Below are 25,992 nucleotides of genomic sequence, written 5' to 3'. Positions count from 1 at the left end.
ACGACAACCGGCGGTGAGGAACTGGTCACAGGTTGCACGCTGATCGGCGTGAATGCAACTCTCATCGCCGTTCTCTCATGTGCATCTTCCCGGGCAGGTGTGCCACCATCGACGCATGGCACCGAAGACGGCCCGGGCCCGACGGCTCGGCATCGCGCTGCGTACGCACCGGGAGGCGGCCGGCCTCACCCTCGAAGCGGCCGCCGACGAGATCAACAGCACCCGCAGCACCCTGTCCCGGTACGAGAACGCCCAGACGCTGATCAGCCCGGCCACGGTGCGCGCCCTGCTCACCCTGTACGGGGTGGGTGCCGACGAGATCGCCGCCGCCGTCCAGCTCGCCAAGGACGCCCGCAAGCCCGGGTGGTGGGTGTCCTACTCGTACCTGCTGGACCGGCGCACCATCGACTTCATCGCGCTCGAGGCGGAGGCCTCCGGCATCGCCAACTTCGAGCCGTCGGTGGTGCCCGGCCTGCTCCAGACCGCGGACTACATCCGGGGGGTGATGCGGGGCGGCCCGCACACCCTCAGCGACGAGCAGGTCGAGCAGCGGGTCCACCTGCGACTCGACCGGCAGCAGCGGATCACCGGCGACGACCCGGCGATCCTCGACGCGATCATCGACGAGGGCGCCCTGCTGCGCCCCGTGGGCGGCCAGGCCGTGATGGAGGCGCAGCTGCACCACCTGCTGAAGATGGCCGAGCTGCCCAACATCACGGTCCAGGTGATCCCCCTGTCCGCCGGCTACCACCGGGGCACCAGGGGGTCGCTGCACATCCTGGAGTTCCCCGACCCGGAGGACCCGATCATCGCGTCGGTGGAAACCGTCGCCGGTCAGATGGTCCTCGACCGGCCCGGCGACCTGCGTACCTGCACCAAGATCATGGAGCACCTGCGGACGGTCGCACTCAGCCCCGCGGCCACCCGGGACCAGCTCCTCCGACTCCTGAAGGGACGGTAGAACATGACCCCGACGACGAGCGCGGCCCTGGCGGCGGCGCGATGGCGCAAGAGCAGCCGCAGCGGCGACGAGGGAGCCTGCGTGGAGATGGCGGTCGTACCCGGCGCGGTGGCCGTCCGCGACTCGAAGGACCAGACAGGCCCGGCGCTGCTCTTCCCGCCGACCGCCTGGGCCGCCTTCGCCGCCGCGCCGCCCCGCCCGTGACCACCACCGGCCGCGCGACCGTCAGTGACCGCGTGGTCGCCAGCGGCCGCGTGGCCGCCACCGGTCGCGTGACCGTCAGTGGCCGCGTGACCGGCGCAGACCGCCGCTGACCGCCGCGCGGTCCGGCCGGGAGGTCCCGTCCCGGCCGGACCGCGCGGCCCCACCGGCCGGCACGTCCGGCCCCTCGTCGTGGTCCACCCGCCGCCCGGTCCGCACCGCCGGCCGGCGGGTGGACCACCTCGTTCCCGGCCCGCCGGCGCCCCGCCCCGGCGGGCCGGGCTGTTCGGCGTGAGAAGGGAACCCTCCTCTACCGGAGGCGTTAACAGGGGGCCCTTCCTTTCAGGCGAGCAGGGCGGCGGTGACGTCGGCGACCAGGTCGGCGGTGTCCTCCACGCCGCAGGAGAGCCGGACGAACCCGGGCGGGGTGTCGTCGCCCCACTGCGCCCGCCGGTCGGCGGTGGTGTGCAGCCCGCCGAAGGAGGTCGCGGCGGCCACCAGCCGGGACGCCGTGAGGAACCGGGCCACCCGCTCGGCGTCGCCGAGGTCGAACGACACCACCCCGGGCATCCGGCGCAGCTGGGCCGAGGCCAGCGCGTACGCCGGGTCGCCCGGCAGCCCCGGCCAGCGCACGCCGGTGACGTCGGGACGGCCGGCGAGCAGCCGGGCCAGCGCCGCCGCGTTGGCGCTCTGCCGGGCCAGCCGCAGGTCCAGGGTGGCCAGCGAGCGGTGCGCCAGCCACGCGTCGAACGCCCCCGGCACCGCCCCGGTCATGGTGCGCCAGGCGGTGACCGGGTCGAGCAGCCCGGCGGAGCGGGTCGCCACATAGCCGAGCAGCAGGTCGGAGTGGCCGGTGAGGGCCTTCGTGCCGGAGGCGACGACCACGTCGGCGCCGAGGTCCAGCGGGCGCTGGCCGAGCGGGGTGGCCGTCGTGTTGTCCACCGCCACGAGGGCCCCGGCGGCGTGCGCGGCGGCGGCCAGGGCCGGCACGTCGGCGACGTCCAGGCCGGGGTTCGCCGGCGACTCCAGCAGCACCAGCCGCACCCCCGCGAACGACGGGTACGGCCCGGCGGTCGGCGCGAACAGCACGCGCACGCCGATCCCGGCGAGGGTGTCGGTGGCGAACGCCCGCACCGGGAAGTAGCCGTCGGCGGGGAGCACCACCGTGTCGCCGGGGCGCAGCACGGCCAGCAGCAGGCCGGTGATCGCCGCCTGCCCGCTGGCGAAGACGCGCACGTCGCCGCCCTCCAGCTCGCCGATGGCCGCCTCCAGCAGCCGGCGGGTCGGGTTGTCGGGCCGGCCGTACCCGTTCGGTGCCGCCGCCGGGCCCTGCCGGGGGTCGAGGTGGTAGGGCGCGGCGAAGACCGGGCCGGGCAGGAACGGCTGCCCCGGGGCGGGCTCGGGCAGCCCGGCCCGCACGCACCGGGTGCCGTCGCCGTCGGTGGGTTCGCCGTCGGTGGGTTCGCCGTCGGTGCCGGGGGTCGTCACGCGGGCCGCCTCACTCGTACGACTCGGGCTTGGCGGTGCGGCTCATCAGCGCGTCGACGGCGAGCCGGGGGTCCATCCCCTCGTGGCAGATCCGCTCGATCTGCTCGGTGATGGGCATCTCCACCCCGTGCGCGCGGGCCAGGTCCCGGATCGCCAGGCAGCTCTTCACGCCCTCGGCGGTCTGCCGGGTGGCCGCCTGCGCCTGCTCCAGGTTCTCGCCCCGGCCGAGGTGCTCGCCGAAGGTGCGGTTGCGGGCCAGCGGCGACGAGCAGGACGCCACGAGGTCGCCCATCCCGGCCAGGCCGGCGAAGGTGATCGGGTCCGCGCCCAGGGCCACCCCGAGGCGGGCGGTCTCGGCGAGCCCCCGGGTCATCAGCATCGCCCGGGTGTTGTCGCCGAAGCCCATCGCGGTGGCGATGCCGTACGCGAGGGCGATCACGTTCTTCACCGCGCCGCCCAGCTCGCAGCCGATCACGTCGTCGTTGGTGTACGGCCGGAAGTAGGGCGTGCGGATCGACGCCTGGACGAGCTGGGCGCGGCGGTCGTCGGTGCCGGCGACCACGGTGGCGGCGGGCTGCTCGGCGGCGATCTCGGGGGCGAGGTTGGGGCCGGAGACGACGACCACCCGGTCCGGGGTGACCCGGGCGGTCTCCACGATCACCTCGCTCATCCGCTTGGTCGTGCCCAGCTCGATGCCCTTCATCAGGGACACCAGGGTCGCGTCCGGGTGCAGGTCGCCGACCCACTCGGCGAGGTTGCCGCGCAGCGTCTGCGACGGCACCGCGAGCACCACGATCTCCGCGCCCCGGATCGCCTCGGCGGCGCTGCCGGTGCCGGTGACCCGGTCGGGCAGCCGCAGGTCGGGGAGGTATTCCGGGTTGTGCCGGCGCAGCCGGATCGCCTCGGCCACCGGCTGCCGCCGGGCCCAGATCGTCACGTCCCGGCCGGCGTCGGCGAGGATCTTGGCGAAGGCGGTCCCCCACGACCCGGCCCCCAGCACCGCCACGTGGCCGGTCACGCCGCGTCCTCCCGGCCCCGCGTCGGGCGGGCGGCGCCGGTGGCCCGCGCCGGTCGTTCCCACAGCGGCGGCGGCGTCCCGCCCCGGATCTCGGCGAGCTGGTCGCGCAGGCGCAGCATGATGGTGTCGGTCATCTCTTCCAGGGTGGCCTTGGTGGGCGTGGAGCCGGCCCACCGGCTCAGGTCGACGGGCGGCCCGGCGACGACGGTCACCGGGATGCGGGGCCGCAGGCCCAGCCGGTTGTTCCGGGGGTCGAAGAGCCGCTCCGGCCCCCACATGGCGACCGGGATCACCGGCGCGCCGGTGGCCAGCGCGAGCCGGGCGGCCCCCGTCTTGCCCTTCATCGGCCACAGGTCGGGTTCCCGGGTGGTGGTGCCCTCCGGGTAGATCACCACGGCGCCGTCCTCGTGCAGGGCGGCGACGAGGGCGTCCAGGGACTTGACGGCGTCGACCGTGCCGCGCTCGACGGGGATCTGGAGGCAGCGGTGCAGGATCCAGCCCACCACGGGCACCCGGAAGACGCTGGCCTTGCCCAGGTACCTCGGCCAGCGCCCGGCGTCGTAGATGAAGTGCGCGGAGACCAGCGGGTCGGCGTGCGAGAGGTGGTTGGGGACGATGATGACGCCGCCGTCGTGGCGCAGGTGCTCCATGCCGCGCCAGGTGCGCCGGGTCCAGACCGTCATGACGGGCTTGACCAGCACCACGGCGAATCGTTGCCAGAACCCCAGCCTGCGCCGCGTCACCCTGCCTCCTCGTAGCCCCGACCCCACGCCGCACCCGCCCGTGCCGCCCGCAGCGAAATCATGCCTGCTCGCCCCCGGTACGGCCAGTGAGGGTACCGCCGGGCCGACTGGCAGGATTGTGCCGTGCGGCAGCGGACCTGGACTGTGGTGGTGCCGGTGAAGCGCCTCGGCGTGGCGAAGAGCCGGCTGCGGGGGGCGCTGCCGGCCGTACCCCACGAGGAGCTGGCGCTGGCCCTGGCGGCCGACACGGTCGCCGCCGTGCGGGCGTGCCCGGCGGTCGCCGGGGTGGTGGTCGTCACCCGCGACGCCCGCGTGGCGGCGGCCGTCCGCGCGGCGGGCGTGCGGGTCGTGCCGGACGCGCCGGACGCCGGCCTGAACGCGGCCTTCCGGCTCGGCGCGGCGGTCGCGGCCGGCGGCGGGTGGGTGGCCGGGCTCACGGCGGACCTGCCGGCGCTGCGCCCGGCCGAGCTGACCGCCGCGCTACGCGCGATCGCCGCCGGCCCGCCGGGGGTACGCCGGTTCGTGGCCGACGCCCCGGGGAGCGGCACGGTGCTGCTCGCCACGCCGGCCGGCGTGCCGCTGGACCCCCGGTTCGGGGTCGGCTCGGCCGCGGCGCACGAGGCGGGCGGGGCGCTGCCGCTGGCCGGCGACTGGCCCACCCTGCGCCGGGACGTCGACACCGCGGCCGACCTGGCCGCCGCCGCCCGGCTCGGGCTCGGGCCGCGCACCGCCGCCCTCACCGCCGCCCGCGCGGGCTGAGCCACCGCCGGCCCCGGTGTACGGTGCTGGCATGCAGGGCACCGTGGCCACCTACGACGCGGCGACGCGCAGCGGCGTGCTGTTGCTCGACGACGGCACCGAGCTGGCGTTCCCGGCACGCGCCTTCGACGCCTCCGGCCTGCGGCTGCTGCGGCTGGGCCAGCGGGTGCGGGTCGAGACCGACGCCGCCGGGGCGATCGTCCGGGTGACGTTGCCGACGATGCCGTGAGCTCCCCGCCCAAGTTCATTTTGCGTTAACCCGTTCCGGGACATTATGACTGGGTGAGCACCCCTCGCGAGCACCCCACCGGCCCGGCCGCCGACCACCGCCCCGCCGCCGACCGACCCGAGCCCGGCCCCGACCGACCCGAGCCCGCCGTCGCCGACCGACCCGAGCCCGGCGATCCGGCGCGTCGGCGCGACGGGTCCCGCCGGCGCGGCACCGACGGCCGGTTCCGTCCGCGCGACGCTCCCGAGGCCGCCGGCTCGGCCGGGGCCTCCGCGACCGCCGCGCCGGGCCGTCCCGGTCGGCCGGCATCCGCCGGGGCCGCCGGGCCGAACGGGAGCGAACCCCCGACGGCCGGGGCCGCCCCGGGGCCCGCCGACCCGACGACGGCCCCGCCCGACCCGACGACGGCCCCGCCCGGCCGGGCGGCGGCGTCGACCGGGCTGGAGGAGGTGCTCGACGCCGGCCCCCTCCCCGACGACGAGCCCGCGTCGCCGAAGCCGCTGCCCGAGGACCGGTTCCTCAACCGGGAGCTGTCCTGGCTCGACTTCAACGCCCGGGTGCTCGCCCTGGCCGAGGACCCACGCACGCCGCTGCTGGAGCGGGCCAAGTTCCTGGCGATCTTCGCCAGCAACCTCGACGAGTTCTACATGGTCCGGGTGGCCGGCCTGAAGCGCCGCCAGTCCGCCGGGCTGCCGGTGCGCGGCGGGGACCGGCTGCCGCTGCGTACCCAGCTGGAGCGGATCGGCGAGCGGACCGCCGAGCTGGTCGGCCGGCACGCCTCCTGCTTCGTCGACGACGTGCTGCCGAAGCTCGCCGCCGAGGACATCCGCATCCTGCGCTGGACGGACCTGGACGCCCCCGAGCGGGAGCGGCTGCGCACCTACTTCCGGGAACACATCTTTCCCGTGCTCACGCCGCTCGCGGTCGACCCGGCCCACCCGTTCCCGTACATCTCCGGGCGGTCGCTGAACCTGGCCGTGGCGGTCCGCGACCCCGACGGCGGCTCGGAGCTGTTCGCCCGGGTCAAGGTGCCGAACAACGTGCCGCGCTTCGTCCGGGTCGACCGGGAGTCCCCCGGGGTGCGGGTGCTCCCGGTCGAGGAGCTGATCTCGGTGCACCTGGGGCAGCTCTTCTCCGGCATGCAGGTCGTCGAGTGCCACCTGTTCCGGGTCACCCGCAACGCCGAGGTGGAGGTCGACGAGGACCGCGACGAGGACCTCCTGCAGGCCCTGGAGCGGGAGCTGGCCCGCCGCCGGTTCGGCCCGCCCGTGCGGCTGGAGGTCGCCGCCTCGATCTCCGACCACATGCTGGAGCTGCTCGTCCGCGAGCTGGACATGGACAGCCACGACGTGCTGCGCGTACGCGGGCTGCTCGACCTGTCGGCGCTGTGGCAGCTCTACGGCGACGCCGACCGCCCCGACCTGAAGGACCCGCCGTTCGTGCCGGCCACCCATCCCCGGCTCACCGAGGGCGAGGTGCCACGCAGCGTCTTCGCCACCCTGCGCGACGGCGACGTGCTGGTGCACCACCCGTACCACTCGTTCGCGACCAGCGTGCAGCGCTTCATCGAACAGGCCGCCGCCGACCCCGACGTGCTGGCCATCAAGCAGACCCTCTACCGCACCAGCGGGGACTCCCCCATCGTCGACGCGCTGGTCGACGCGGCGGCCGCCGGCAAGCAGGTGGTGGTGCTGGTGGAGCTGAAGGCCCGCTTCGACGAGGTGGCCAACATCGGCTGGGCGCGCACCCTGGAACGCGCGGGCTGCCACGTCGTCTACGGCCTGGTGGGCCTCAAGACGCACTGCAAGACCGCCCTGGTCGTCCGCCAGGAGGGCAACCAGATCCGCCGCTACTGCCACATCGGCACCGGCAACTACCATCCGAAGACCGCCCGGCTCTACGAGGACTTCGGCATGCTCACCGCCGACCCCGAGATCGGCGCGGACCTGACGGACCTGTTCAACGTGCTGACCGGCTACAGCCGGCAGACCGCGTACCGCCGGCTGCTGGTGGCGCCGCAGGGCATCCGGCGGGGGCTGATCGAGCGAATCGAGCGGGAGGTCAGCCACGTCCGGCTCGGCATGCCGGGCCTGGTCCAGTTCAAGGTCAACTCGCTGGTCGACGAGGAGGTCACCGACGCGCTCTACCGGGCGTCCCGGGCCGGGGTGCACGTGGACCTGCTGATCCGGGGCATGTGCACGCTGCGCCCGGGGGTGCCGGGGCTGTCGGAGAACATCCGGGTCCGCTCGATCCTCGGCCGGTTCCTGGAACACTCCCGGATCTTCCGGTTCGGCAACAACGGCTCGGCCGAGTTCTGGATGGGCTCGGCCGACCTGATGCACCGCAACCTGGACCGCCGCGTGGAGGCGCTGGTGCAGGTGAGCGACCCGGTGGCCCGCGCCGAGCTGGACCACGTGCTCACCGCCGCGTTCAGCCCCGACGTGGAGGCGTTCGAGCTGCACGGCGACGGCTCCTGGACCCGGAGCACCGGCACGGGGCAGGCCCCGCCGACCCACCTACAGGACCTGCTGCTGCGCCGCGTCGGCGGCACGGCCGGATGAGCCTAGGCTGAGCGGATGCCGGAGGGGGAACGCGTGATCCGGGCGGCGGGCGGGGTGGCCTGGCGTCAGGCCGACGGCGGCGTGCTGGTCTGCCTCGTGCACCGCCCCCGCTACGGCGACTGGTCGCTGCCGAAGGGCAAGCTGGAGCCGGGCGAGCACCCGCTGCTGGCCGCCGTGCGGGAGGTCGCCGAGGAGGCCGACGTGCGGGCGGTGCCGCAGGTGCGGCTGCCCACCGTGCGCTACCGCAGCGAGGGCCGGCCGAAGGTCGTCCACTACTGGTCGATGCGGGCCGTCGACACGGGGGGCTTCCAGCCCGACACCGAGGTCGACGACATCCGCTGGCTGCCCGTCGGGGAGGCCGCCCGGCTGGTCAGCTACCCGCACGACGCCGAGGTGCTGACCGCGTTCGCCGCCCTCCCGCCGGTCACCGCGACGGTGGCCCTGGTCCGGCACGCCCAGGCCGGCCGGCGCGGCACCTGGTCCGGTCCGGACTCCGCCCGGCCGCTCGACGAGACCGGTCGGGCCCAGGCGCACGCCCTCGCGCCCCTGGTGGCGCTGGTCCGCCCGACCCGGCTGCTGTCCGCCTCCGCCCGCCGGTGCGTGCAGACCCTCGACCCGGCGGCCGCCCTGCTCGACCTGCCGGTCGAGGTGACCGGCGACCTGGACGAGCCGCGGCCCGGCCAGGACCCGCACGAGCGGGCGCTGGCCGCCGCCGCCTGCCTGGCGGAGCTGGCCGCCGCCGGGGGCGCGGCCGGGGCGTGCAGCCAGGGCCGGGTGATGCCCGGCGCGCTGGAGCGCCTCGCCGGCCGCGCCGGCGACTTCACCACCGAAAAGGGCGGCGGTTGGCTGCTCGCCTTCGCCGCCGACCGTCTCCTCGCCGCCGACCGCTGGTAAGGAAGGGCCCCTTCTTAACGCATCCGGTAGAGAGGGGTTCCCCGCTCACCGCCACGCCCGCAGCCCGACGCCGCGGGCGGGTGCGGCAGGGCCCCGGGCGGGCGCGGCAGGCGGCGCGCGGGTGTCGCAGCCGGGCTGGGGCGGGCGTCACGGCAGGGCCAGGGTCACCGCGACGGGGAGGTGGTCGCTGGCGGTGCTGCGGGGCGCCACCGGGCCGGCGGGCCGCACGCCCGCCGAGACCAGCACGTGGTCGATCTGCTCGCGCGGCTCGTCGGCCGGGCTCGTGGGCAGGGGCCGGGCCGCGGCCAGCGCGTCGACCAGCCCGACGCGGGTGAACTCCGCGTACCCCGGTGCGCCCGGCTCCGTGTTCAGGTCACCGGCGACCACGAGGGGCAGCCCGGCGGCGTACCGCAGGGCGAAGCCCGCCACCGCGCGGGCCTGCGCCACCGGCTCCTGCCCCGGCGGCGGTTGCAGGTGGGTGGCGACCACGGCGAGGCGTACGCCGCCGCCGACGTCGACGGTCACGCCGAGCGCCTGGGCGCCGGTGGGCGCGCCGGCCGGGGCCAGCCGCTCGCTGCGGGCCGCCGCCACGGGAAACCGGCTGAGGACCGCGTCGCCCCAGAGCGGATCGGCGGCGGGCGCGAAGACGTACGGCATGCGCAGCCGCGCCGCGAGTAGGGCGAGGGTGTCGTGGCCGCCGTTGAGCAGCCAGCCCCGGTCCATTTCGCCGAGCACCACCACGTCGGGGCGTTCGCGGGCGACCACCCGGGCCAGCCCGTCGGGGTCGAACCGTCCGTCCAGTCCGTACCCCATCCGGATGTTGTAGGCCACCACCCGGACCGCCGCCGGGGGCGTGCCGGGCCGCGACGGGACGGGGACGCCGGCCGGCAGTCCCGTCGCGGCGAGCACGACGAGGCCGCCGGCCACGGCGATGCCCGGCACCCACCGCCTAGGCGGCGCGGACGTCGCCCCCCGGGGCCCGCCGAGGGCCACGGCGGCGACGAGGGCGGCCACCGCGACCGGCACGGCGGCGTTGGGGTAGCCGAGGTCGTAGGCGGCGTAGTAGCCGACGGCGGCGACGGCGAAGAGCAGCATGCCCAGCACCGCCGCGAGGCCGGGCCGGGCGGCCCGCCTCGGGTCCCTGCCGGGTGACGGCGCGGCGGGCGGCACCGTGGCGGGTGGCGCGACAGCGGAGGGCGGCGCGGCGGGTGCCCCGGCGGAGAGCCGCGCGGTGGCGGGTGGAGCGGCGGCAGCGGGCAGCCCGGCGGCGACGGAGGGTGGCGCGACGACGGTCGGTGCGCTGCCGGCGAGGGCGAGGCAGGCACCCGTGCCGGCGGCGGTCAGCACCACCACCGGCCCCAGCAGCCCGGGGTCGCCGGTGGCGAACAGCACCGCGCCCACCACCAGCGCCAGCGGGCCGGCCAGCCGCCAGCGCCCCCGGGGCGGCCGGCCCAGCGCGGCGAGCAGGAAGATGCCGACCGCCCAGGCCGGCAGGGTGGCGATGTCGCCGGGTTCCGGCGGCCAGGAGAGCCCGCCGCCGGGGCCACGCCAGTAGGAGGCGGCGGTCGCGGCCACCGCCGGGGAGAGCGCCACGAGGCCGGTCAGCAGCAACGCCGGGCCGGCGAGCAGCCACGCGCGGGCCCCGCCCGGTTCCGCCGGCCGCGCGGGGCCCGCCGTGGCGGCCAGGAACACCGCCACGAGGGCCACGCTGCCGGCCCACCCGACCGGGCCACCCCGCCAGACCAGGTCGTACGTGCCGAGCACCGCGTGCCCGACCGCGCCGAGGGCGATGCCCAGCGCCAGCCCCGGCACCGGCCGGCCGATGGTCGCGGCGGCGCCGGCCAGCCAGAGCAGTCCGGCGAGCAGGCCGGCGGTGGCCAGCCAGAGCTGCGTACGACCGCCCGGCGCGGCGGTGAGGGCGAGCCGCGCGCCGCCCAGCGCGACCGCGGCGGCGAGCGTGACGGGCCGCGCCCCGAGCCGGCGGACCAGCGGCGGGAACGCGAGGGCGAGCACGAACCAGCCCAGCGCGAACGCGCCGAGCAGCTCGGCGGGGGTGGTGGCGGCCTGCCCGAAGATGGTGATGACCGACGGGAGGAAGACCCGCAGCACGTCGGTGAGCGCGACGACGCCGAGGGCGAGCGCGGCGGTGCTGAGGTGGCGGTAGCGCACGGGCTGCCTTTCGCCGACCGGTGAGGGGTTCGGCGATTCTCCGCGCGTGGCACGCCGTCGGTCAACGGTCGGGAAGCGACGCTGCCCCACCCGGGCACGCCGCGGGGCGCCCACCGTTCGGGTGGACGCCCCGCGGGACGGTGCCGGCCGGTCAGCGCTTGGTGGCCGCCTTCTTGGCCGGGGACTTCTTCGCCGGCGCCTTCTTGGCCGCCGTGCTCTTGGCCGTGGTGCTCTTGGTCGCCGCCGTGGTGGTCTTCTTCGCCGCGGTCGACTTGGTCGCCGCCGCCGACTTCTTCGCCGGGGCGGCCTTCTTCGTGGCGGTCTTGGCCGCCGTCGTCTTGGTCGCCTTCGCCGGGGCGGCCTTCTTCGTCGCGGCGGCCTTCGCGGTGGTGGCCTTCGCCCCCGCCGCCTTGGCCCCCGCCGCCTTGGCCGTGGTGGCCTTCGCCCCGGTGGCCTTGGCCCCGGCCGCCTTCGCGGTGGTGGCCTTGGCCGTGGTGGCCTTGGTCCCGGCCGCCTTGGCCGTGGTGGCCTTGGCGGTCGTCGCCTTGGTGGCGGCCGTGGCGGTCTTCTTCGCCGCCGCCGTGGCCTTCGGCACCTTCCCGCTGGCCACCATCTCCTTGAAACCGGCGCCGGCCCGGAAGGTCGGGACGGATGTCTTCTTGACCTTCACCGCCTCGCCGGTACGCGGGTTGCGCGCTGTTCGCGCACCCCGGACGCGCTTCTCGAACGCTCCGAATCCGGTGATCGCCACCTTCTCGCCCTTGGTGACCGCCGCCTGGACCTCAGCGAGGACCGCGTCGAGCGCGGCCGTCGCCGTCTTCCGGTCCCCCAGGCGAACGGCGAGCGCCTCGATGAGCTCGGCCTTGTTCACTACTTCCTCCCGATTGTGCAACTGACTCGACGCGAGCCATTCTGCGCGCACGGTATGCCCTGTGCTGCCTGGACACAAACATTCGGTGGAAAAAAGCCCTTGTGTCGTAACGGATTCGCCCCCACCGGCGGGGCCGGTGGGGGCGGAAACCGATGCGGGATCGGGCGTACGGCTATGCCACGGAGGGCAGGAACGGGCTCCGGCCGCGCTCGTAGGAGGTGATGTCGGCCTCGTGCCGAAGTGTGAGTCCAATGTCATCCAACCCCTCCATCAGCCGCCAACGGCTGAAGTCGTCGAGGGGGAAGGACCAGGTGGCGTCCCCGGCCCGGACCTCACGGGACGTCAGGTCGACGGTGACCGGGGTCGTCGGGTCGGACTCGACGAGGGCCCACAGCTCCTCGACGGCCCGCAATTCCAACTCGACCGGCAGCAGCCCCTCCTTGAGGGCATTGCCACGGAAGATGTCACCGAATCGGGGCGAGACCACCGCCTTGAACCCCCAGTCGCGCAGCGCCCACACGGCGTGCTCCCGGGACGACCCCGTGCCGAACTCCGGGCCCGCCACAAGAATCGACGCACCCGAATACGCGGCATCGTTCAACACGAATGAGGGATCCTCCCGCCACGCGTTGAAGAGGCCGTCGGCGAATCCCGTCCGGGTCACCCGCTTGAGGTACACGGCGGGGATGATCTGATCCGTGTCCACGTTGGAGCGGCGCAGCGGCACGGCGGTGCCGGTGTGCACGGTGAACTTGTCCATCTGTGCGGCTGCCCTTCTACAGGTCGGCGGGGGCGGCGAGCCGGCCGACGACGGCGGTGGCGGCGGCGACCGGCGGCGACACCAGGTGCGTGCGCCCGCCCCGGCCCTGGCGGCCCTCGAAGTTGCGGTTGGAGGTCGAGGCGGAACGCTCACCCGGGGCGAGCGTGTCCGGGTTCATGCCCAGGCACATCGAGCAGCCGGCGAACCGCCACTCGGCCCCGGCGTCGGTGAAGACCTTGTCCAGCCCCTCGGCCTCGGCGGCCTCCCGGACGGCGGCCGAGCCGGGCACCACGAGCATCCGTACGCCGTCGGCGACCGTGTGTCCGCGCAGCACGTCGGCGGCGGCGCGGAGGTCCTCCAGGCGGCCGTTGGTGCAGGAGCCGACGAAGACCACGTCGACGGAGAGGTCGCGCAGCGGGGTGCCGGGGGTGAGGTCCATGTACTCCAGCGCGCGGCGGGCGGCGGCCCGCTCGGACTCGCCGGCGAACTCCTCCGGGTCGGGGACGGCAGCGCCCAGCGGCGCGCCCTGGCCCGGGTTCGTGCCCCAGGTGACGAACGGCGTGATCCGGCTCGCGTCGAGGGTCACCTCGGCGTCGAACGTCGCGCCGTCGTCGGTGGGCAGGCTCCGCCAGTACTCCACCGCCGCGTCCCAGTCGGCCCCCTGGGGCGCGTTCGGCCGCCCCTTGAGGTACGCGAACGTGGTCTCGTCCGGCGCGATCATGCCGGCCTTGGCGCCCCACTCGATCGACATGTTGGCGACGGTCATCCGCCCCTCCATGGAGAGCGCGCGGATCGCCTCGCCCCGGTACTCCACGATGTGACCCCGCCCACCGCCGGTGCCGACCTGGGCGATGAGGGCGAGCACCAGGTCCTTGGCGGTGACGCCGGGACCCAGCTGGCCGGTGACGTTCACGGCCATCGTCTTCGGGCGGGCCTGCGGCAGCGTCTGGGTCGCCAGCACGTGCTCGACCTCGCTGGTGCCGATGCCGAACGCGAGCGCGCCGAAGGCGCCGTGGGTGGCGGTGTGGGAATCGCCACAGACGATCGTCATGCCGGGCTGGGTGACGCCCAGCTGCGGGCCGATGACGTGCACGATGCCCTGGTTGGCGTCGCCGAGCGGGTGCAGCCGGACGCCGAACTCGGCGCAGTTGCGGCGCAGCGTCTCGATCTGGGTGCGGGAGGTGGGGTCCGCGATCGTGAGCAGGTCGCCGCGCCGCTGCGAGAACGCCGGGTCGGCGTACCCCGTGGGGGTGTTGTGGTCCTCGGTCGCGAGCGTGAGGTCGGTGCGGCGCACGGGGCGGCCGGCGAGCCGCAGGCCGTCGAAGGCCTGCGGGCTGGTGACCTCGTGCAGCAGGTGCAGGTCGATGTAGAGCAGGTCCGGTTCACCGTCGGCGGACCGGACGACGTGCGCGTCCCAGACCTTCTCGGCCAGGGTCCTCGGTCGAGTGTCTCCCACCATCTGGACATCCTAAATTCTGGGAGGTAAATTTCGGCTTGTGGGACACAGTATGAGCGGTGTCGGCGTTCTCGACAAGGCGGTGGTCATCCTGGCCGCCTGTGTCGACGGCGCCAGCCTGGCCGAACTCGTTGAACGCACCAAGCTGCCCCGGGCCACCGCGCACCGGCTGGCACAGGCGCTGGAGATCCACCGGATGCTCGTCCGGGACACCCAGGGCCGCTGGCGCCCCGGGCCCCGGCTCGGTGAGCTCGCCAACGCCGCGCCGGACGTGCTGCTGACGGCGGCGGAGCCGCTGCTGGCCGCGCTGCGCGACGCCACCGGGGAGAGCGCCCAGCTCTACCTGCGCCGCGCGGACGAGCGGATCTGCGTGGCCGCCGCCGAGCGGGCCAGCGGGCTGCGGGACACCGTCCCGGTGGGCTCGGTGCTGCCGATGACCGCCGGTTCGGCGGCGCAGATCCTGCTGGCCTGGGAGCCGCCGGAGGCGGTGATGCCGCTGCTGCCCCGGTCGAAGTTCACCGGGCGCACCCTCGCCGAGGTCCGCCGGCGCGGCTGGGCGCAGAGCGTCGCCGAGCGGGAGGCGGGGGTGGCGAGCGTCTCGGCCCCGATCCGGGACCGCACGGGCCGGGTGATCGCCGCGATCAGCATCTCCGGCCCCATCGAGCGCCTCGGCCGCCGCCCCGGCGAACGTCACGCCATGGCCGTCGTCCGAGCCGGCCAACGCCTGAGCGGCCTCTGAGCCCGACCCCCACCCCTGTTCCGCCCCTCCCGTGCCGGTGGGCGGGACGGGGGTGGAACGGGGAAAGGCCCGGCTCACCGGGGTGAGACGGGCCTTTCTGGGTGTAGCCCCGACGGGATTCGAACCCGCGCTACCGCCTTGAGAGGGCGGCGTCCTGGGCCGCTAGACGACGGGGCCAGAACTTTCCTGCTTCACCGCCCTGCCGGACGGTGCCGCTGTAGTCTAGCGACGGGTCCCCGGGCCGCGCGCGCAGGGGTGGACGGAACGCGAAGGCGGCGCCGACGGGAAGACCATGCCGAGAGGACCCCCCGCGGGCGGGCCCATGACGCAAATCAGCCCGCCTCACCGCAGTGAGACGGGCTGGATACACCTGTAGCCCCGACGGGATTCGAACCCGCGCTACCGCCTTGAGAGGGCGGCGTCCTGGGCCGCTAGACGACGGGGCCAGAACCTGCCTTGCTCCACCGCCCTGCCGGGCGGTGCTACTGAACACTACCGGTCGATCGCCCCTGCCTGCTCGCGCGGGCCGGAACGCTCTCCGATGTGATCCAGCGACCGGTCACTCTCGCGAACGCCGGTTGCTGGGGTACCAGGACTCGAACCTAGACTAACTGAACCAGAATCAGTCGGGCTGCCAATTACCCCATACCCCATTGGCACCTCGCGGTGCCGTTCGGTGCCTTGCGGCACCGGAGAGAAACTTTACCCTCCCGCCCCCCACAGGCCAAATCGGGGGCCCGAAACCGCATCTGGCCTGCGGCTTCGGGCTTCCGACGGCTCAGGTCACCGGGACGACCGGGTTGCTCAGCTCCCCGATCCCCTCGATACGCACGGTGACCGTATCCCCCTCCGTGAGCGGGCTAACCCCGGCCGGCGTGCCGGTGAGGACCACGTCGCCGGGGAGCAGCGTCATCACGTGCGAGACGTACGACACCAGCGCCGGCACGTCGAAGACCATGTCCCGGGTGCGGCCGAGCTGGCGTACCTCCATCTCCTCCGGGTTGCGGCCGACCTCGCAGCGGACCTCCAGGTCGGTCACGTCGAGCCCCGTGGTGATCCACGGGCCGATGGGGCAGAACGAGTCGAAGCCCTTGGCCCGGGTCCACTGCCCGTCGGAACGCTGGAGGTCCCGCGCGGTGACGTCGTTGGCGCAGGTGTAGCCGAAGATGGCCCGCTCGGCGGCGGCCCGGTCGGCCCGGCGGGCGCCCGGCGCGCCGATCACCACGGCCAGCTCGGCCTCGTGCTCGACCTGCTTGGAGAAGATCGGCAGCCGGATGGCGTCCCGGGGCCCGATCACGGAGGTGGACGGCTTGAGGAACAGCAGCGGCTCCTTGGGCACGTCGTTGCCCAGCTCGGCGGCGTGCTCGGCGTAGTTGCGGCCGACGCAGACCACCTTGCTGGGCAGGATCGGGGAGAGCAGCCGGACGTCGGAGAGCGCCCACCGGGCGCCGCTGAACTGGATCTGGCCGAACGGGTGACCCTCGATCTCGGCGACGGTCAGGCCCTCGGGGCCCGCCCCCGGTTCGCCCTCGACGACCCCGAACGACATTCCCTTGGCATGAGCGAAACGAGCGATACGCACCGGGCCAATCTAGCCCGCCCGGCCGGGGCGGCACCGGCGCGTCGGCCACGGGCCGGCGCGCGGCGGGCCAGCGTACGCCGGATGCCGCCGCCGCGGGCCGGGTTCGCCGCTTCGTACCCGCACGGCGGGGAGCCGCACCTAGCGTCGGCTACCGGAGGTTCGTTCGTATGCCTGCATCGAGACGACACCACAGGGCCCTCGCAGTGTTCGTGCACTGCCTCGGCATTCTCGCCGCCGTTCCGGCGCTGCCCACGGTGGCCCCGGAGCCCGCCGCGCCGGAGGCCACCGCACCCCGGGCCGCCGCGCCACCGGCCACCGCACCCCGGGCCACCGCCGCGCCACCGGGGGTGCTCCGGGCGGCGGCGGCCACGCTGACGCCGACGCCGACGCCGACGGGCACCGCGGCGACGCCTGCGGCCCCCGCGCCGCCGCCGCTGGTCTCCCCGTCCGTGGTCGTGCCGACGCGGGGCGCGGCGTCGGCCGTGACGGTGCTGGTCACGCCGGCCGGCACGCCGGCCCCGGGCTACCAGGTCCAGGTGCGCAACGCCAGCAGCATGGCCGTGGCCACCACGGTGCGCCAGGAGCTGCCGCCCGGCACGTCGGCCACCTGGGTCACGCCCGGTGGGCGGACCAGCCGCTCGGCCACCACCACGGAGGTGACCTGGCAGCTACGGCTCCCGGCGCGCAGCACCACCACCCTGCACACGGCGCTCACCACCGCCGCGCCGGGCCGCGCCCTGTCCGCGCCCGCCTGCGCCTTCGCGGCCGGCGGCGACCGGCCGTACGACTGCGCGACCGCGACCTGGGACCGCTCCCCGGTCCCGGCGGCCCAGGCCACCGACGCGCCGGCCTGGCGACGGCCCGCGGCGCTGCTCGCCGCGCTGGCCGGGGTGCTCCTGCTCACGGCCGCCGGGCTCTGGTGGTGGCAGCGACGCCGCCGGGCCCGGGCCACGGCCGGGCGCACCGGATCCGGCGGCGCGGGGAACCGGCCCGCCGGGGCGGGGACCGTCTACGCCGGCACCGGCGCAGGGTCCCCCGGCACGGCCCCGACGGCGGCACCCGGCCAGGGCGGGCCGTCCCGTCCGGTCGCGCCGGTCGCCGTGGGCCGCCGCCGCAGGCCCCCGGTGTGGCTGGTGGTGGGGGCGGCCGTCGCGGTCCTGGCCGGCGTGGCGCTCGCCGCGACGGTGACGGCCACGCAGCGGGTGGCCGCGATCGACACGACCAAGCAGCCGAGCAGCGGCGCGTGGGTGGGCACCAGCACCACCGGCGTGGTCGGCGTGCCGCTGCGGGAGCAGGCGCTGGAGTTCACCGTCTACCGGGTCGCCTGCCCGTCGACGCCGTCGATCGCCGGGCGGCAGTGCCAGGCCACGGTCGGGGTGCGCAACCTCACCCCCGAGCAGCAGACCTGGCACGGCGAGATGCAGCGGGCGTACCTGCCGGGTGGCACCTGGGTCAGCGTCGACGAGGCCGCCACCCGGCTGGCCAACCAGGGGCGGGACGTCTTCGGCCAGCCCCTCGCCGCGGGCAGCCGGCTGGTGCTGCCGCTGGTGTTCACCGTCGACGACGCCGACCGGCCCGAGCAGCTGGAGCTGCGCAGCGGGGTGTTCTCCGCCGGGGTCCGGGTCGACGTTCCCTGAGGCCGGGTCGGTCGGGCGGCGGTCGTACGCTGGTCGGGTGACCGCCGCCCTCGCCCCCGCCGCGCCGCTCGACCTGGCCGACTGGCAGGCGCGGCGCCGGGCTCACGAGGAGCGGGTCGACGGGTGGCTGGCCCCGCACCTGGCCCGCCGCCGCGCCGGGCGCAAGCACCCGGTGGAGGACTTCCTCTTCACCTACTACTCGCACCGCCCCGCCCAGCTGCGCCGCTGGCACCCGGGCGCGGGGGCGGTGCTGCGGGGCGCGGACCCGGCCGAGTTCGGCCGGGACTACCGCGCCACCGCCGCCGGGCTCACCCTCGACACCGATGCGGTACGCGCCCGGCGGGCCGAGTCGGTCGACTGGATCCGTGCCCTGCTCACGGCGACGGCGGGCCGCCCGGCGCACCTGGGCTGCTTCGGGATGCACGAGTGGGCGATGGTCTACCGGCAGACCCAGGAGGAGGTACGCCACAACGCGTGGCCGCTGCGGCTCAGCCCGGAGCGCACCGCCGAGGTCGTGCAGGAGCGGGGCGTGCGGTGCAGCCACTTCGACGCGTACCGGTTCTTCACCGCGCCGGCCCGGCCGCTGAACGTGCTCACCCCGACCCGGGAGCGCCAGCACGAGTTGGAGCAGCCGGGCTGTCTGCACGCCAACATGGATCTCTACAAGTGGGCCTACAAGCTGTCGCCGCTGGTGCCCAGCGAGCTGGTCGCCGACGCGTTCGCGCTGGCCCGCGAGATCCGCACGCTGGACATGCGGGCCAGCCCCTACGATCTGGCCGCGCTCGGCTACCCGCCGGTGCGGGTGGAGACGCCGGAGGGCCGGGCCGAGTACGCCGCCGCCCAGCGGGGCTTCGCCGAGCGCGCCGCCGGCCTGCGGGCCCGCCTGCTCGCCGCGCTGGGCATCGCCTGACCCTCCCCTTTTCGCACCTTTCATCACCTTTCGCGCTTTCCGTTCGTTGGCTTCCTGTACCCGCGGGACGAGGAAACGGGAGCACCATGACCAGACGATCACTCGCCGGGCGGGCGCGGGGCCTGATCCGACGCACCGCGCCCGGCATCCCCCGCTCCCGCCGCGAGGCGCAGACGTCGCTGGAGGCGCTGGCCACCCTGCGCGGGCAGGGCTGGCACCGGTCGGTGGGGGCGGCGCCCGTCGACGGCGAGGGCCGGCCGCTGCCCTGGCTCAGCTACTCCGCCGTGCGGTGGCTGGACGACGTGCTGCACCCCGGGGTGCGGGTGTTCGAGTACGGCTCGGGATCGTCGACGTCCTGGTTCGCCCGGCCCGGCCGGGTCGGCGAGATCGTCTCCGTCGAGCACGACGCCGCCTGGTTCGCCCAGCTCCCCCAGCCGGCCAACGGGGAGATCCGGCACGTGCCCTGCGCCGACGGCTGGTGGGACGGCTCGGCGGACTCCCCCTACGTGACGGCGGTCGCCGACGGGGCCCCCTGGGACGTGGTGGTGATCGACGGCGCCTCGCGCACCGTCTGCGCCCGGGTCGCGCCGAAGCACCTCGCCCCGTCCGGCCTGGTGGTCCTCGACGACACGGACCTGGCGACGACCGACCCGGCGGCAGCGGAGCTGGCCGCGCACGGCCTCGGCCGGCTCGACCTCTGGGGCTTCAAGCCCGGCATCCAGCGGATGACCTGCACCTCGGTCTTCGGCTGGGACTTCAACCACTGGCTGCTGCCGGGGCGGGCCCACGGGCACGCCCGCTGACGGCGACGCCGCGCGCCGGCCTCCACCGACCGACCCGCCGCCTCACCAGACACAACCCGCCCCCTTTGCTCTGCACCCACGGACGCAGCGGCCACCGAGGGTCGCTGTTGCGTATCAGGGTGCAGAGCAAAGGGACGGAAACGGGGGGTGGCGAGGGCAGGTCGGTCGGCCCGAGCGCGCGGCGCGGCCGGGGATCAGGACGTGGCGCAGCTCGTCTGCGGCACCGGGTTGCTGGCGCCGGCGCTGCCGAGGAACCCGAAGGCCGCCTCGGCACCGGGCGCGAGGGCCCCGTTCCAGCTGACGTTCCGCGCGGTCACCGCGGTTCCGCTCTGCGTCACGTCGGCGTTCCACGCCTGGTCGATCCGCTGGCCGTCGGCGAAGCCGAACCGGACCGTCCAGCCCTTCAGCGCCGCGGTGCCCGTGTTGCGCACGGTTACCTCGCCCTGGAAGCCGCCCTGCCACTGCCCGACGATCCGGTAGCTGGCCGTGCACCCGCCACCGGGGTTCGAGGTCGGGGTGACCGGCGGCGACAGCGTCGGCGTGACGGTCGGGGTGGGCGTCGGCGTGACCGACGGGGTCGCGCTGGGGGTGGCCGTCGGGGTGGCCGTGGGCGTGGCCGTCGGGGTGCCGCCGGTCAGCGCGGCGACCACCGCCGGATACCAGCGGTCCGACATCTTCTGGTCGCCGGCGGCGTTCGGGTGCACCCCGTCGTAGGTGTCGGCGGCGGTGCTGAAGCCCGTCCACTGGTCGACGACCACGATCGGCGACTGCGCGGTGGTCTTGCCCGCCGCCCAGCCGTCGATCGCGCTGTTGAGCGCCACCACCCGCTGCCCGCACTCGGCGCAGCTCGCGGGGGCCATCGGGATGATCTTCGCGACGATCACCCGCATCGCCGGGTTGCTGGCCCGCATCTGGTCGACCAGCTTGGAGTACGCGGCCAGGATGGTCGCCGGGGGGATGTTGCTCCACACGTCGTTGGTGCCGAAGTGCATGAGCACGACGTCGGGGTCGGTGGCGGAGAGCCAGCCGGGCAGCAGGTTCTGGTTGGCGACGTTCGTCACCAGGTATCCGCCGTGGCCCTCGTTGTCGCCGTCGTACGGCTGGCCGCAGCCCTGCGGGCCGAGGGTGCCGACGAAGTCGACGTCGGTGTGGCCGGTCGACTGGAGACGGTTCCAGAGCAGGGAACGCCAGCAGCCGGGCGAGCCGGTGATCGAGTCGCCCAGCGGCATGACGCGCACCGGGTCGGCGGCGGCCGGCAGGGCGGGCGGCGCGGCGACGAGCCCGAGCAGCAACGTCAGCGGCACGGCCGCGAGGGCGGCGAGGAGGGCGGAGAGGAAGGGCTTTCGGGGCATGGTGGAGGGACTCCTGTCACATGACGTCGTGCGCGGTCGGTGACGGCCCTGTTGCTCCCGAAGCCATTCCAGCAGACCCCGACGCGGCGGGCAACGCGCGGAGGTGGCAGGCGCGGAGGTGGCAGTCGCGGCGGTGCAGGGCGCGCCGGTGCAGGGCGCGGCGGTGCAGGGCGCGGCGCGGTCAGTCGCCGTCGACGCGGCGGTCGCGCTTGCGCTGCGCCTGGCGCTTCTTGTCGGCGAGGCGGCGTTCCTTCGCTCCCCGCGACGGGCGGGTGGGGCGGCGCGGCGGGGGCGGCGGGGCGACCGCCTCGCGCAGCAGGGCCGCCATCCGCTCCCGGGCGGCCTCCCGGTTGGCGAGCTGGGCCCGGTGCTCGCTGGCGGCGATGGTGAGCACCCCGTCGACGAGCCGGCCGGCCAGGCGGTCCAGGGCCCGGGCGCGCAGCGGCTCGGGCAGGCTCGGCGAGCCTGCGACGTCGAAGCTCAGCTCCACCCGCGAGTCGGTGGTGTTGACGCCCTGCCCGCCCGGGCCCGACGAGCGGGAGAAACGTTCCCGCAGCTCGGCGGCCGGCACCACCAGCCGGTCGGTCACCCGCAGTCCGTCGTCCACGTCAGCAGGCTAGCGCCCCGCCCGGGCGTGGTGGGTGGCCGTGGGGCCCGGCGGCGGCCCGGCCGGGGTCAGCCACCCTTCCCGATGATCGCGTCGGCGCTCTGCTGCACCTGCTCGATCGGGATGGCGAAGCCGATGCCGATCGAGCCGCTGCCGTCGATGGTGGCGATGGCGGTGTTCACGCCGACCACCTCGCCCCGGGCGTTGACCAGCGGGCCGCCGGAGTTGCCCGGGTTGATGGACGCGTCGGTCTGCACGGCGCGGTGCCGGGTCGCGCCGAGGCGCACCTGACGGTCGAGGGCGCTGACGATGCCCGCGGTGACGGTGCCGGCGAGCCCGAGCGGGGAGCCGACCGCGAGCACCGGCTCGCCGACCCGGGTGGCCCCCGGCTTGGCCAGCGGCAGCGGGGCCAGACCGGCGTCCGGCGGCACCCGCAGTACGGCCAGGTCGCTGCCCGGTTCCCGGCCGACGACCTCGGCGGCGAACCGCCGGCCGTCCGGCAGCTCCACCGTCACCGCCCCGCCGCCGCCCTTGGCGAGGATGTGGTCGTTGGTGATCAGGTGCTGCTGGTCGTCGATGGCGAAGCCGGACCCGGTCGCCGAGCTTCCGGCGGCCCCGCCGACCAGCACCGACACCACCCCCGGCACGGTGCGCTCGGCGGCGGTCACCAGCTCCGCCGGCACGGGCGCGGCCGACGCCGCCTCCGGGCCCGGCACGTCGCCCGGGTCGGCGACCCACGCGCCCGCCGCCGCGCCGGACAGGGTGGACAGCGCCACCACCCCGGCGGCGGCCAGCAGCCGGCCCTGCCAGGTCCGACGCCGGTCGGCCCCGCCCCCACCGGGTACGTCCCGCCGGCCACGCCCGTCGGGGTCGAGCTCGGGCGAGACGAACCACGGCCCGCGCGGCTCGCCCAGTCCGGTCTGTACTGCCATCCGCTGCTCCTCACGTCGACATCTGTCGGGGAGTCCGACCGGACCGGGCCGGCCGGTGGGGCCGCCGTGTTCAGGGCAGCCGGGAGAACCACCGCATCGATCCCGCCGCGGCCCCCATGGCCAGCACCAGTCCCAGCCCGATGAACCGGGCGGAGACGTCCTGCCGCTGGGTGCGGTAGCCGACGGAGGTGCCGATGTCGTCGTACACCGCCCGCAGCTCCTCGCGGGTGGTCGCCTCGTGGAAGCCGCCGCCGGTGGAGTCGGCGACCGCCTTGAGGGTCTGCCCGTCCACCGGCACCTGGATGGGCCGCCCGCCCCGGTCGACGAACCCGGACGGGGTGCCGAACGAGATGGTGTGCACCGGCACCTTCGCGTCGACGGCCTCGGCGGCGGCCTCCATCGGGTCCATGCCGGAGGTGTTCGCGCCGTCGGAGAGCAGGATGATCCGGGCCGGCGGCAGGTCCTGCGCGGCCTGGCTGTCCAGCGCCTTCACCGCGCCGAGGGAGGTGTTGATGGCCTCCCCGATGGCGGTGCCCTGCACGCCGGTGCTGCCCTCGGCGAGGCGTTCGATGCCGTCGTGCAGGGCCTCCCGGTCCGTGCCGGGCGGCACCAGCACGGCGGCGCTGCCGGCGAACGCGACCAGCCCGACGTTGAACTCCTCGGGCAGGCCGTCGACGAAGCGCCGGGCCGCGTCCTTGGCGGCGCTGAGCCGGTCCGGGTCCACGTCGGAGGCGAGCATCGAGGTGGACACGTCGACCGCCACCATGACGGTGGCCCGTTCCCGGGGCACCCGCACCTCGGCGCTGGGCCGGGCGAAGCCCACCACCAGCAGCGCCAGCATGGCCAGGAACAGGCCCGCCGGCACGTGCCGCCGCCAGGCCGGGCGGTGCGGGGCCACCCGGTCGAGCAGCCGCAGGTTGGTGAAGCGGACCGCGTACCGGCTGTGGCGGCGCTGGGCGAGCAGGTAGCCGACGGCGAGCGCGGCGACCCCGAGCAGCAGCCAGAGCCGCAGGGGCGACTCCCAGCTCACGCGGCACCCCCCGACAGCGCTCCGGAGCGGGCCGTCCGGCCGGTGCCGCTGGCCGCCGGGGCCAGGGCGAGCCGGCGCTGGGCGTGCACGTGCCGGACGATGTCGGCGCACCAGTCGCGGTCGGTGCGCAGCGGCAGGTGGGCCGCCCCGCACCGGCGCAGCACCTGGCGGACCTGGTCGCGCTGGGCGCGGGCCGCCTCGGCGTACCGCTCGCGCAGCCGGCGGTCGCCGGTGCAGACCTCCCGCCGGCGGCCGGTCTCCGGGTCGACCAGGGTGATCAGGCCGACGTCCGGCAGTTCCAGCTCGCGCGGGTCGGTCACCTCCACGGCGAGCACCTGGTGCCGGACGGCGAGCCGGCGCAGCGCCACCTCCCAGGGCGGCGGGTCCGTCGGGTCGTCCGGGAGCCCGTCGAGGAGGTCGGAGACCACCACGACCAGGCCGCGCCGGGTGGCGGCCCGACCCACGGCGGCCAGCCCGTCGGCGAGGCCGGGCGCGGCGGGCGGGCCGGCGGCCGGGTCGGTCCCGGCGGCGCGCGGCGCGGCCAGCAGGGCCCGCAGCAGACCGAGCAGGTGGGTACGCCCGCCCCGGGCGGGGAACCGGCGCAGCCCGTGCGCGCCGAGCAGCTGCGCGCCGAGCCGGTTGCCGGAGCCCGCCGTGAGGAAGCCGACCGCCGCCACGGCGGCCACCGCCAGCTCGCGCTTGTCCAGCTCGGCGGTGCCGAACTCCATGCTGGGGCTGGCGTCGACCAGCAGCCAGGTGGTCAGCTCCCGGTCGGCGTCGACCTCGCGGACGTGCGGGACGGTGGTCCGGGCGGTGACCGCCCAGTCCATCCGGCGCACCTCGTCCTCGCCGGGCCGGTACTCGCGGCTGCCGGCGATCTCGCTGCCGGGGCCGGGCAGCAGGCCCCGGTGCTCGCCGTGCAGCAGCCCGTCGAGGCGGCGGGTGACGGTCAGCTCCAGCCGGCGCAGCCGCCGGTCCGGCGCGAGGTCGGCGAGGGTCGGGTCCGGCGGCACCGACCCGGCTCCCCCGGCGGCGGGTGCTCCTCCGGCGGCCCGCGTCGCCCGGGCGGTGCCGGCGGGCGGGCCGGCGAAGCCCCTCACGCCGCCGCCAGGTCGGCGGCGTGTCCGGCGTGCTGGGCGGCGACCCGGGGCGGGGGCACGGCCTGGATCAGCCGGTGCACCACCGCCTCGGCGGAGACCCCGTCGGCGACCGCGTCGAAGGAGAGCACCAGCCGGTGGGCCAGGACGTCCACCGCCAGTTCCCGGACGTCCTCGGGCAGCACGTGGTCGCGGCCCCGCAGCAGGGCCTGGGCGCGGGCGGCGGCGACCAGGCCCAGGGTGGCCCGGGGGCTCGCCCCGTACGCCAGCAGCGGCGCGATCTCGGGCAGCCCGAACCGGCCCGGGTCCCGGGTGGCCAGGATCAGCCGCACGACGTACTCGGCGACGGCGTGGTGCACGAAGACGTCGCCGGCCCGCCGCTGGAGCGCGCGCAGCCGGTCGGGGTCGAGGACCCGGCGCGGGGTGGGCCGGTCGGTGCTCATCCGGTAGAGGATGGCCAGCTCGTCGGCGTCCCCGGGGTAGTCGACGACGATCTTCATGAGGAACCGGTCCCGCTGCGCCTCGGGGAGCTGGTAGACCCCCTCCGACTCGATCGGGTTCTGGGTGGCCAGCACCAGGAACGGCACGGGGACCGGCCAGGCGCGCCCGCCGATGGAGACCTGCCGTTCGGCCATCGCCTCCAGCAGGGCGGACTGCACCTTCGCCGGGGCCCGGTTGATCTCGTCGGCGAGCACGAGGTTGGCCATGATCGGGCCGAGCTCGACGTCGAAGCTCTCCTTCGACGCCCGGTAGATGCGGGTGCCGACGATGTCGGAGGGGACCAGGTCCGGGGTGAACTGGATCCGGGAGAACGTCCCGCCGACCACTGTCGCAAGGGTCTGCGCGGCGAGGGTCTTCGCCACGCCGGGTACCCCCTCCAGGAGGCAGTGGCCGCCGGCGACGAGGGCGGTGAGCAGTCGCTCGACGAGCCGATCCTGCCCGACGATCACGCGTTTGACCTCGAAGAGGGTCTGTTCCAGCTCGACGCCGCTCGGATCGGGATCGACCGCGGTGGGCAGGCTGGCCAGGGTGTCCGAGATGTCCGTCACGGTGCTTGCTTCCCGGGCCGGCACCCGGGCAAACGTCGGAATTCGAGCACCTTACCGGTCCGAACCGGGACGAGCACCCTCAACGGCGACCGAAGGCCGCAGGGCGCGCGGGCGGCACGAGGGTGCCGGCCCCGTCACCGGGGC

The 25,992-nt window shown here is 75.7% G+C and carries 24 protein-coding genes and 3 tRNA genes; 10 read left to right on the top strand and 17 right to left on the bottom strand.

Translation table 11 applies throughout. The annotated features are described in order from the left end of the window. Positions 1-115: 115 nt before the first annotated feature. Together O7628_RS20525 and O7628_RS20520 are read left to right on the top strand one after the other, a co-directional pair. Positions 116-961 carry a helix-turn-helix transcriptional regulator gene (locus tag O7628_RS20525; RefSeq protein ID WP_278132868.1) on the top strand — a complete coding sequence of 282 codons (846 nt, stop codon included), beginning with the start codon at positions 116-118 and terminating at the stop codon, positions 959-961. Between the two features lie 3 nt (positions 962-964). Continuing rightward, positions 965-1,165 carry a DUF397 domain-containing protein gene (locus tag O7628_RS20520; protein ID WP_278132866.1) on the top strand — a complete coding sequence of 67 codons (201 nt, stop codon included), beginning with the start codon at positions 965-967 and terminating at the stop codon, positions 1,163-1,165. A 339-nt stretch (positions 1,166-1,504) separates the two neighbouring features. On the opposite strand, the gene O7628_RS20515 is transcribed toward O7628_RS20520, so the two are convergent. The 3 genes from O7628_RS20515 to O7628_RS20505 are packed head-to-tail and all read right to left on the bottom strand — an operon-like array spanning position 1,505 to position 4,411. Next, positions 1,505-2,650, bottom strand: coding sequence for a cystathionine gamma-lyase (locus O7628_RS20515; protein ID WP_278132864.1), 1,146 nt, complete (start codon positions 2,648-2,650; stop codon positions 1,505-1,507). Positions 2,651-2,660: 10 nt separating this feature from the next. Beyond that, positions 2,661-3,668, bottom strand: a complete 1,008-nt coding sequence (locus O7628_RS20510; RefSeq protein ID WP_074474037.1) for an NAD(P)H-dependent glycerol-3-phosphate dehydrogenase — start codon at positions 3,666-3,668, stop codon at positions 2,661-2,663. Continuing rightward, positions 3,665-4,411 (bottom strand): lysophospholipid acyltransferase family protein, encoded by a 747-nt coding sequence (locus O7628_RS20505; RefSeq protein WP_278132861.1) that lies wholly within the window; start codon positions 4,409-4,411, stop codon positions 3,665-3,667. The genes O7628_RS20510 and O7628_RS20505 overlap by 4 nt, the downstream gene beginning before the upstream one ends. Positions 4,412-4,534: 123 nt before the next feature. Between O7628_RS20505 and cofC the strand changes: the two genes are divergently transcribed. The 4 genes from cofC (at position 4,535) to O7628_RS20485 (ending at position 8,854) form a co-directional block, all read left to right on the top strand. Further along, positions 4,535-5,170, top strand: a complete 636-nt coding sequence (gene cofC / locus O7628_RS20500) for a 2-phospho-L-lactate guanylyltransferase (protein WP_278132860.1) — start codon at positions 4,535-4,537, stop codon at positions 5,168-5,170. A 31-nt stretch (positions 5,171-5,201) separates the two neighbouring features. Continuing rightward, on the top strand, positions 5,202-5,399 hold the full coding sequence (locus O7628_RS20495; protein ID WP_074473787.1) for a cold-shock protein: 198 nt from the start codon (positions 5,202-5,204) through the stop codon (positions 5,397-5,399). A gap of 440 nt (positions 5,400-5,839) precedes the next feature. Beyond that, positions 5,840-7,960, top strand: coding sequence for an RNA degradosome polyphosphate kinase (locus O7628_RS20490; protein ID WP_278136363.1), 2,121 nt, complete (start codon positions 5,840-5,842; stop codon positions 7,958-7,960). A gap of 15 nt (positions 7,961-7,975) precedes the next feature. Beyond that, positions 7,976-8,854 carry an NUDIX hydrolase gene (locus O7628_RS20485; protein WP_278132858.1) on the top strand — a complete coding sequence of 293 codons (879 nt, stop codon included), beginning with the start codon at positions 7,976-7,978 and terminating at the stop codon, positions 8,852-8,854. 147 nt (positions 8,855-9,001) lie between these two features. Here O7628_RS20485 and O7628_RS20480 read toward each other — a convergent pair whose 3' ends face one another. The 4 genes from O7628_RS20480 to leuC form a co-directional block, all read right to left on the bottom strand. Next, positions 9,002-11,023, bottom strand: a complete 2,022-nt coding sequence (locus O7628_RS20480) for an endonuclease/exonuclease/phosphatase family protein (protein WP_278132857.1) — start codon at positions 11,021-11,023, stop codon at positions 9,002-9,004. A 151-nt stretch (positions 11,024-11,174) separates the two neighbouring features. Next, on the bottom strand, positions 11,175-11,894 hold the full coding sequence (locus tag O7628_RS20475) for an HU family DNA-binding protein (protein WP_347405195.1): 720 nt from the start codon (positions 11,892-11,894) through the stop codon (positions 11,175-11,177). A 172-nt stretch (positions 11,895-12,066) separates the two neighbouring features. Further along, entirely contained in the window at positions 12,067-12,654 is a 588-nt protein-coding gene (gene leuD, locus O7628_RS20470; protein WP_074473783.1) for a 3-isopropylmalate dehydratase small subunit, read from the bottom strand. A gap of 16 nt (positions 12,655-12,670) precedes the next feature. Continuing rightward, positions 12,671-14,113 (bottom strand): 3-isopropylmalate dehydratase large subunit, encoded by a 1,443-nt coding sequence (leuC, locus tag O7628_RS20465; protein WP_278132855.1) that lies wholly within the window; start codon positions 14,111-14,113, stop codon positions 12,671-12,673. 49 nt (positions 14,114-14,162) lie between these two features. On the opposite strand from leuC, the gene O7628_RS20460 reads away from it, so the two are divergent. Continuing rightward, entirely contained in the window at positions 14,163-14,849 is a 687-nt protein-coding gene (locus O7628_RS20460; RefSeq protein ID WP_013284529.1) for an IclR family transcriptional regulator, read from the top strand. 104 nt (positions 14,850-14,953) lie between these two features. Here the strand turns inward: O7628_RS20460 and O7628_RS20455 are convergent. The 4 genes from O7628_RS20455 to O7628_RS20440 form a co-directional block, all read right to left on the bottom strand. After that, positions 14,954-15,026, bottom strand: a tRNA-Glu gene (locus O7628_RS20455). A gap of 196 nt (positions 15,027-15,222) precedes the next feature. Then, a tRNA-Glu gene (locus O7628_RS20450) sits at positions 15,223-15,295 on the bottom strand. Positions 15,296-15,430: 135 nt separating this feature from the next. Then, positions 15,431-15,502: transfer RNA gene (locus O7628_RS20445), tRNA-Gln, on the bottom strand. 125 nt (positions 15,503-15,627) lie between these two features. Further along, positions 15,628-16,431: a fumarylacetoacetate hydrolase family protein gene (locus tag O7628_RS20440; RefSeq protein ID WP_278132854.1), complete on the bottom strand. Its 804-nt coding sequence runs from the start codon at positions 16,429-16,431 to the stop codon at positions 15,628-15,630. A 167-nt stretch (positions 16,432-16,598) separates the two neighbouring features. Here O7628_RS20440 and O7628_RS20435 point away from each other — a divergent pair, with 167 nt between their 5' ends. The 3 genes from O7628_RS20435 to O7628_RS20425 all read left to right on the top strand — a co-directional run bounded on the left by O7628_RS20435 (position 16,599) and on the right by O7628_RS20425 (position 19,781). Continuing rightward, positions 16,599-18,068, top strand: coding sequence for a hypothetical protein (locus tag O7628_RS20435; protein ID WP_278132853.1), 1,470 nt, complete (start codon positions 16,599-16,601; stop codon positions 18,066-18,068). 37 nt (positions 18,069-18,105) lie between these two features. Next, on the top strand, positions 18,106-18,978 hold the full coding sequence (locus O7628_RS20430; RefSeq protein ID WP_278132852.1) for a 3-methyladenine DNA glycosylase: 873 nt from the start codon (positions 18,106-18,108) through the stop codon (positions 18,976-18,978). Between the two features lie 86 nt (positions 18,979-19,064). After that, positions 19,065-19,781: a hypothetical protein gene (locus O7628_RS20425; protein WP_178063765.1), complete on the top strand. Its 717-nt coding sequence runs from the start codon at positions 19,065-19,067 to the stop codon at positions 19,779-19,781. Positions 19,782-19,975: 194 nt separating this feature from the next. Here the strand turns inward: O7628_RS20425 and O7628_RS20420 are convergent, their stop codons facing one another. From O7628_RS20420 to O7628_RS20395, 6 genes are all read right to left on the bottom strand, one after another. Next, positions 19,976-21,133, bottom strand: coding sequence for a cellulose binding domain-containing protein (locus O7628_RS20420; protein ID WP_278132851.1), 1,158 nt, complete (start codon positions 21,131-21,133; stop codon positions 19,976-19,978). 181 nt (positions 21,134-21,314) lie between these two features. Beyond that, a complete protein-coding gene (arfB, locus tag O7628_RS20415; RefSeq protein WP_043962281.1) occupies positions 21,315-21,740 on the bottom strand; it encodes an alternative ribosome rescue aminoacyl-tRNA hydrolase ArfB in 426 nt (141 codons plus the stop codon). Positions 21,741-21,808: 68 nt separating this feature from the next. Continuing rightward, the gene (locus O7628_RS20410) at positions 21,809-22,672 is read right to left on the bottom strand and encodes a trypsin-like peptidase domain-containing protein (protein ID WP_278132850.1); all 864 of its coding nucleotides are present in this window, start codon (positions 22,670-22,672) and stop codon (positions 21,809-21,811) included. A gap of 70 nt (positions 22,673-22,742) precedes the next feature. Further along, positions 22,743-23,702: a VWA domain-containing protein gene (locus O7628_RS20405; RefSeq protein WP_278132849.1), complete on the bottom strand. Its 960-nt coding sequence runs from the start codon at positions 23,700-23,702 to the stop codon at positions 22,743-22,745. Then, the gene (locus O7628_RS20400; RefSeq protein ID WP_278136362.1) at positions 23,699-24,715 is read right to left on the bottom strand and encodes a DUF58 domain-containing protein; all 1,017 of its coding nucleotides are present in this window, start codon (positions 24,713-24,715) and stop codon (positions 23,699-23,701) included. Before O7628_RS20400 ends, O7628_RS20405 begins: the two co-directional genes overlap by 4 nt. A gap of 83 nt (positions 24,716-24,798) precedes the next feature. Next, on the bottom strand, positions 24,799-25,848 hold the full coding sequence (locus O7628_RS20395; protein ID WP_278132847.1) for a MoxR family ATPase: 1,050 nt from the start codon (positions 25,846-25,848) through the stop codon (positions 24,799-24,801). Between the last annotated feature and the right edge of the window lie 144 nt (positions 25,849-25,992).

This window comes from Micromonospora sp. WMMD956 (assembly GCF_029626125.1).
GTDB lineage: Bacteria > Actinomycetota > Actinomycetes > Mycobacteriales > Micromonosporaceae > Micromonospora > Micromonospora carbonacea.
This window is presented reverse-complemented; position numbering and strand designations above follow the sequence as displayed.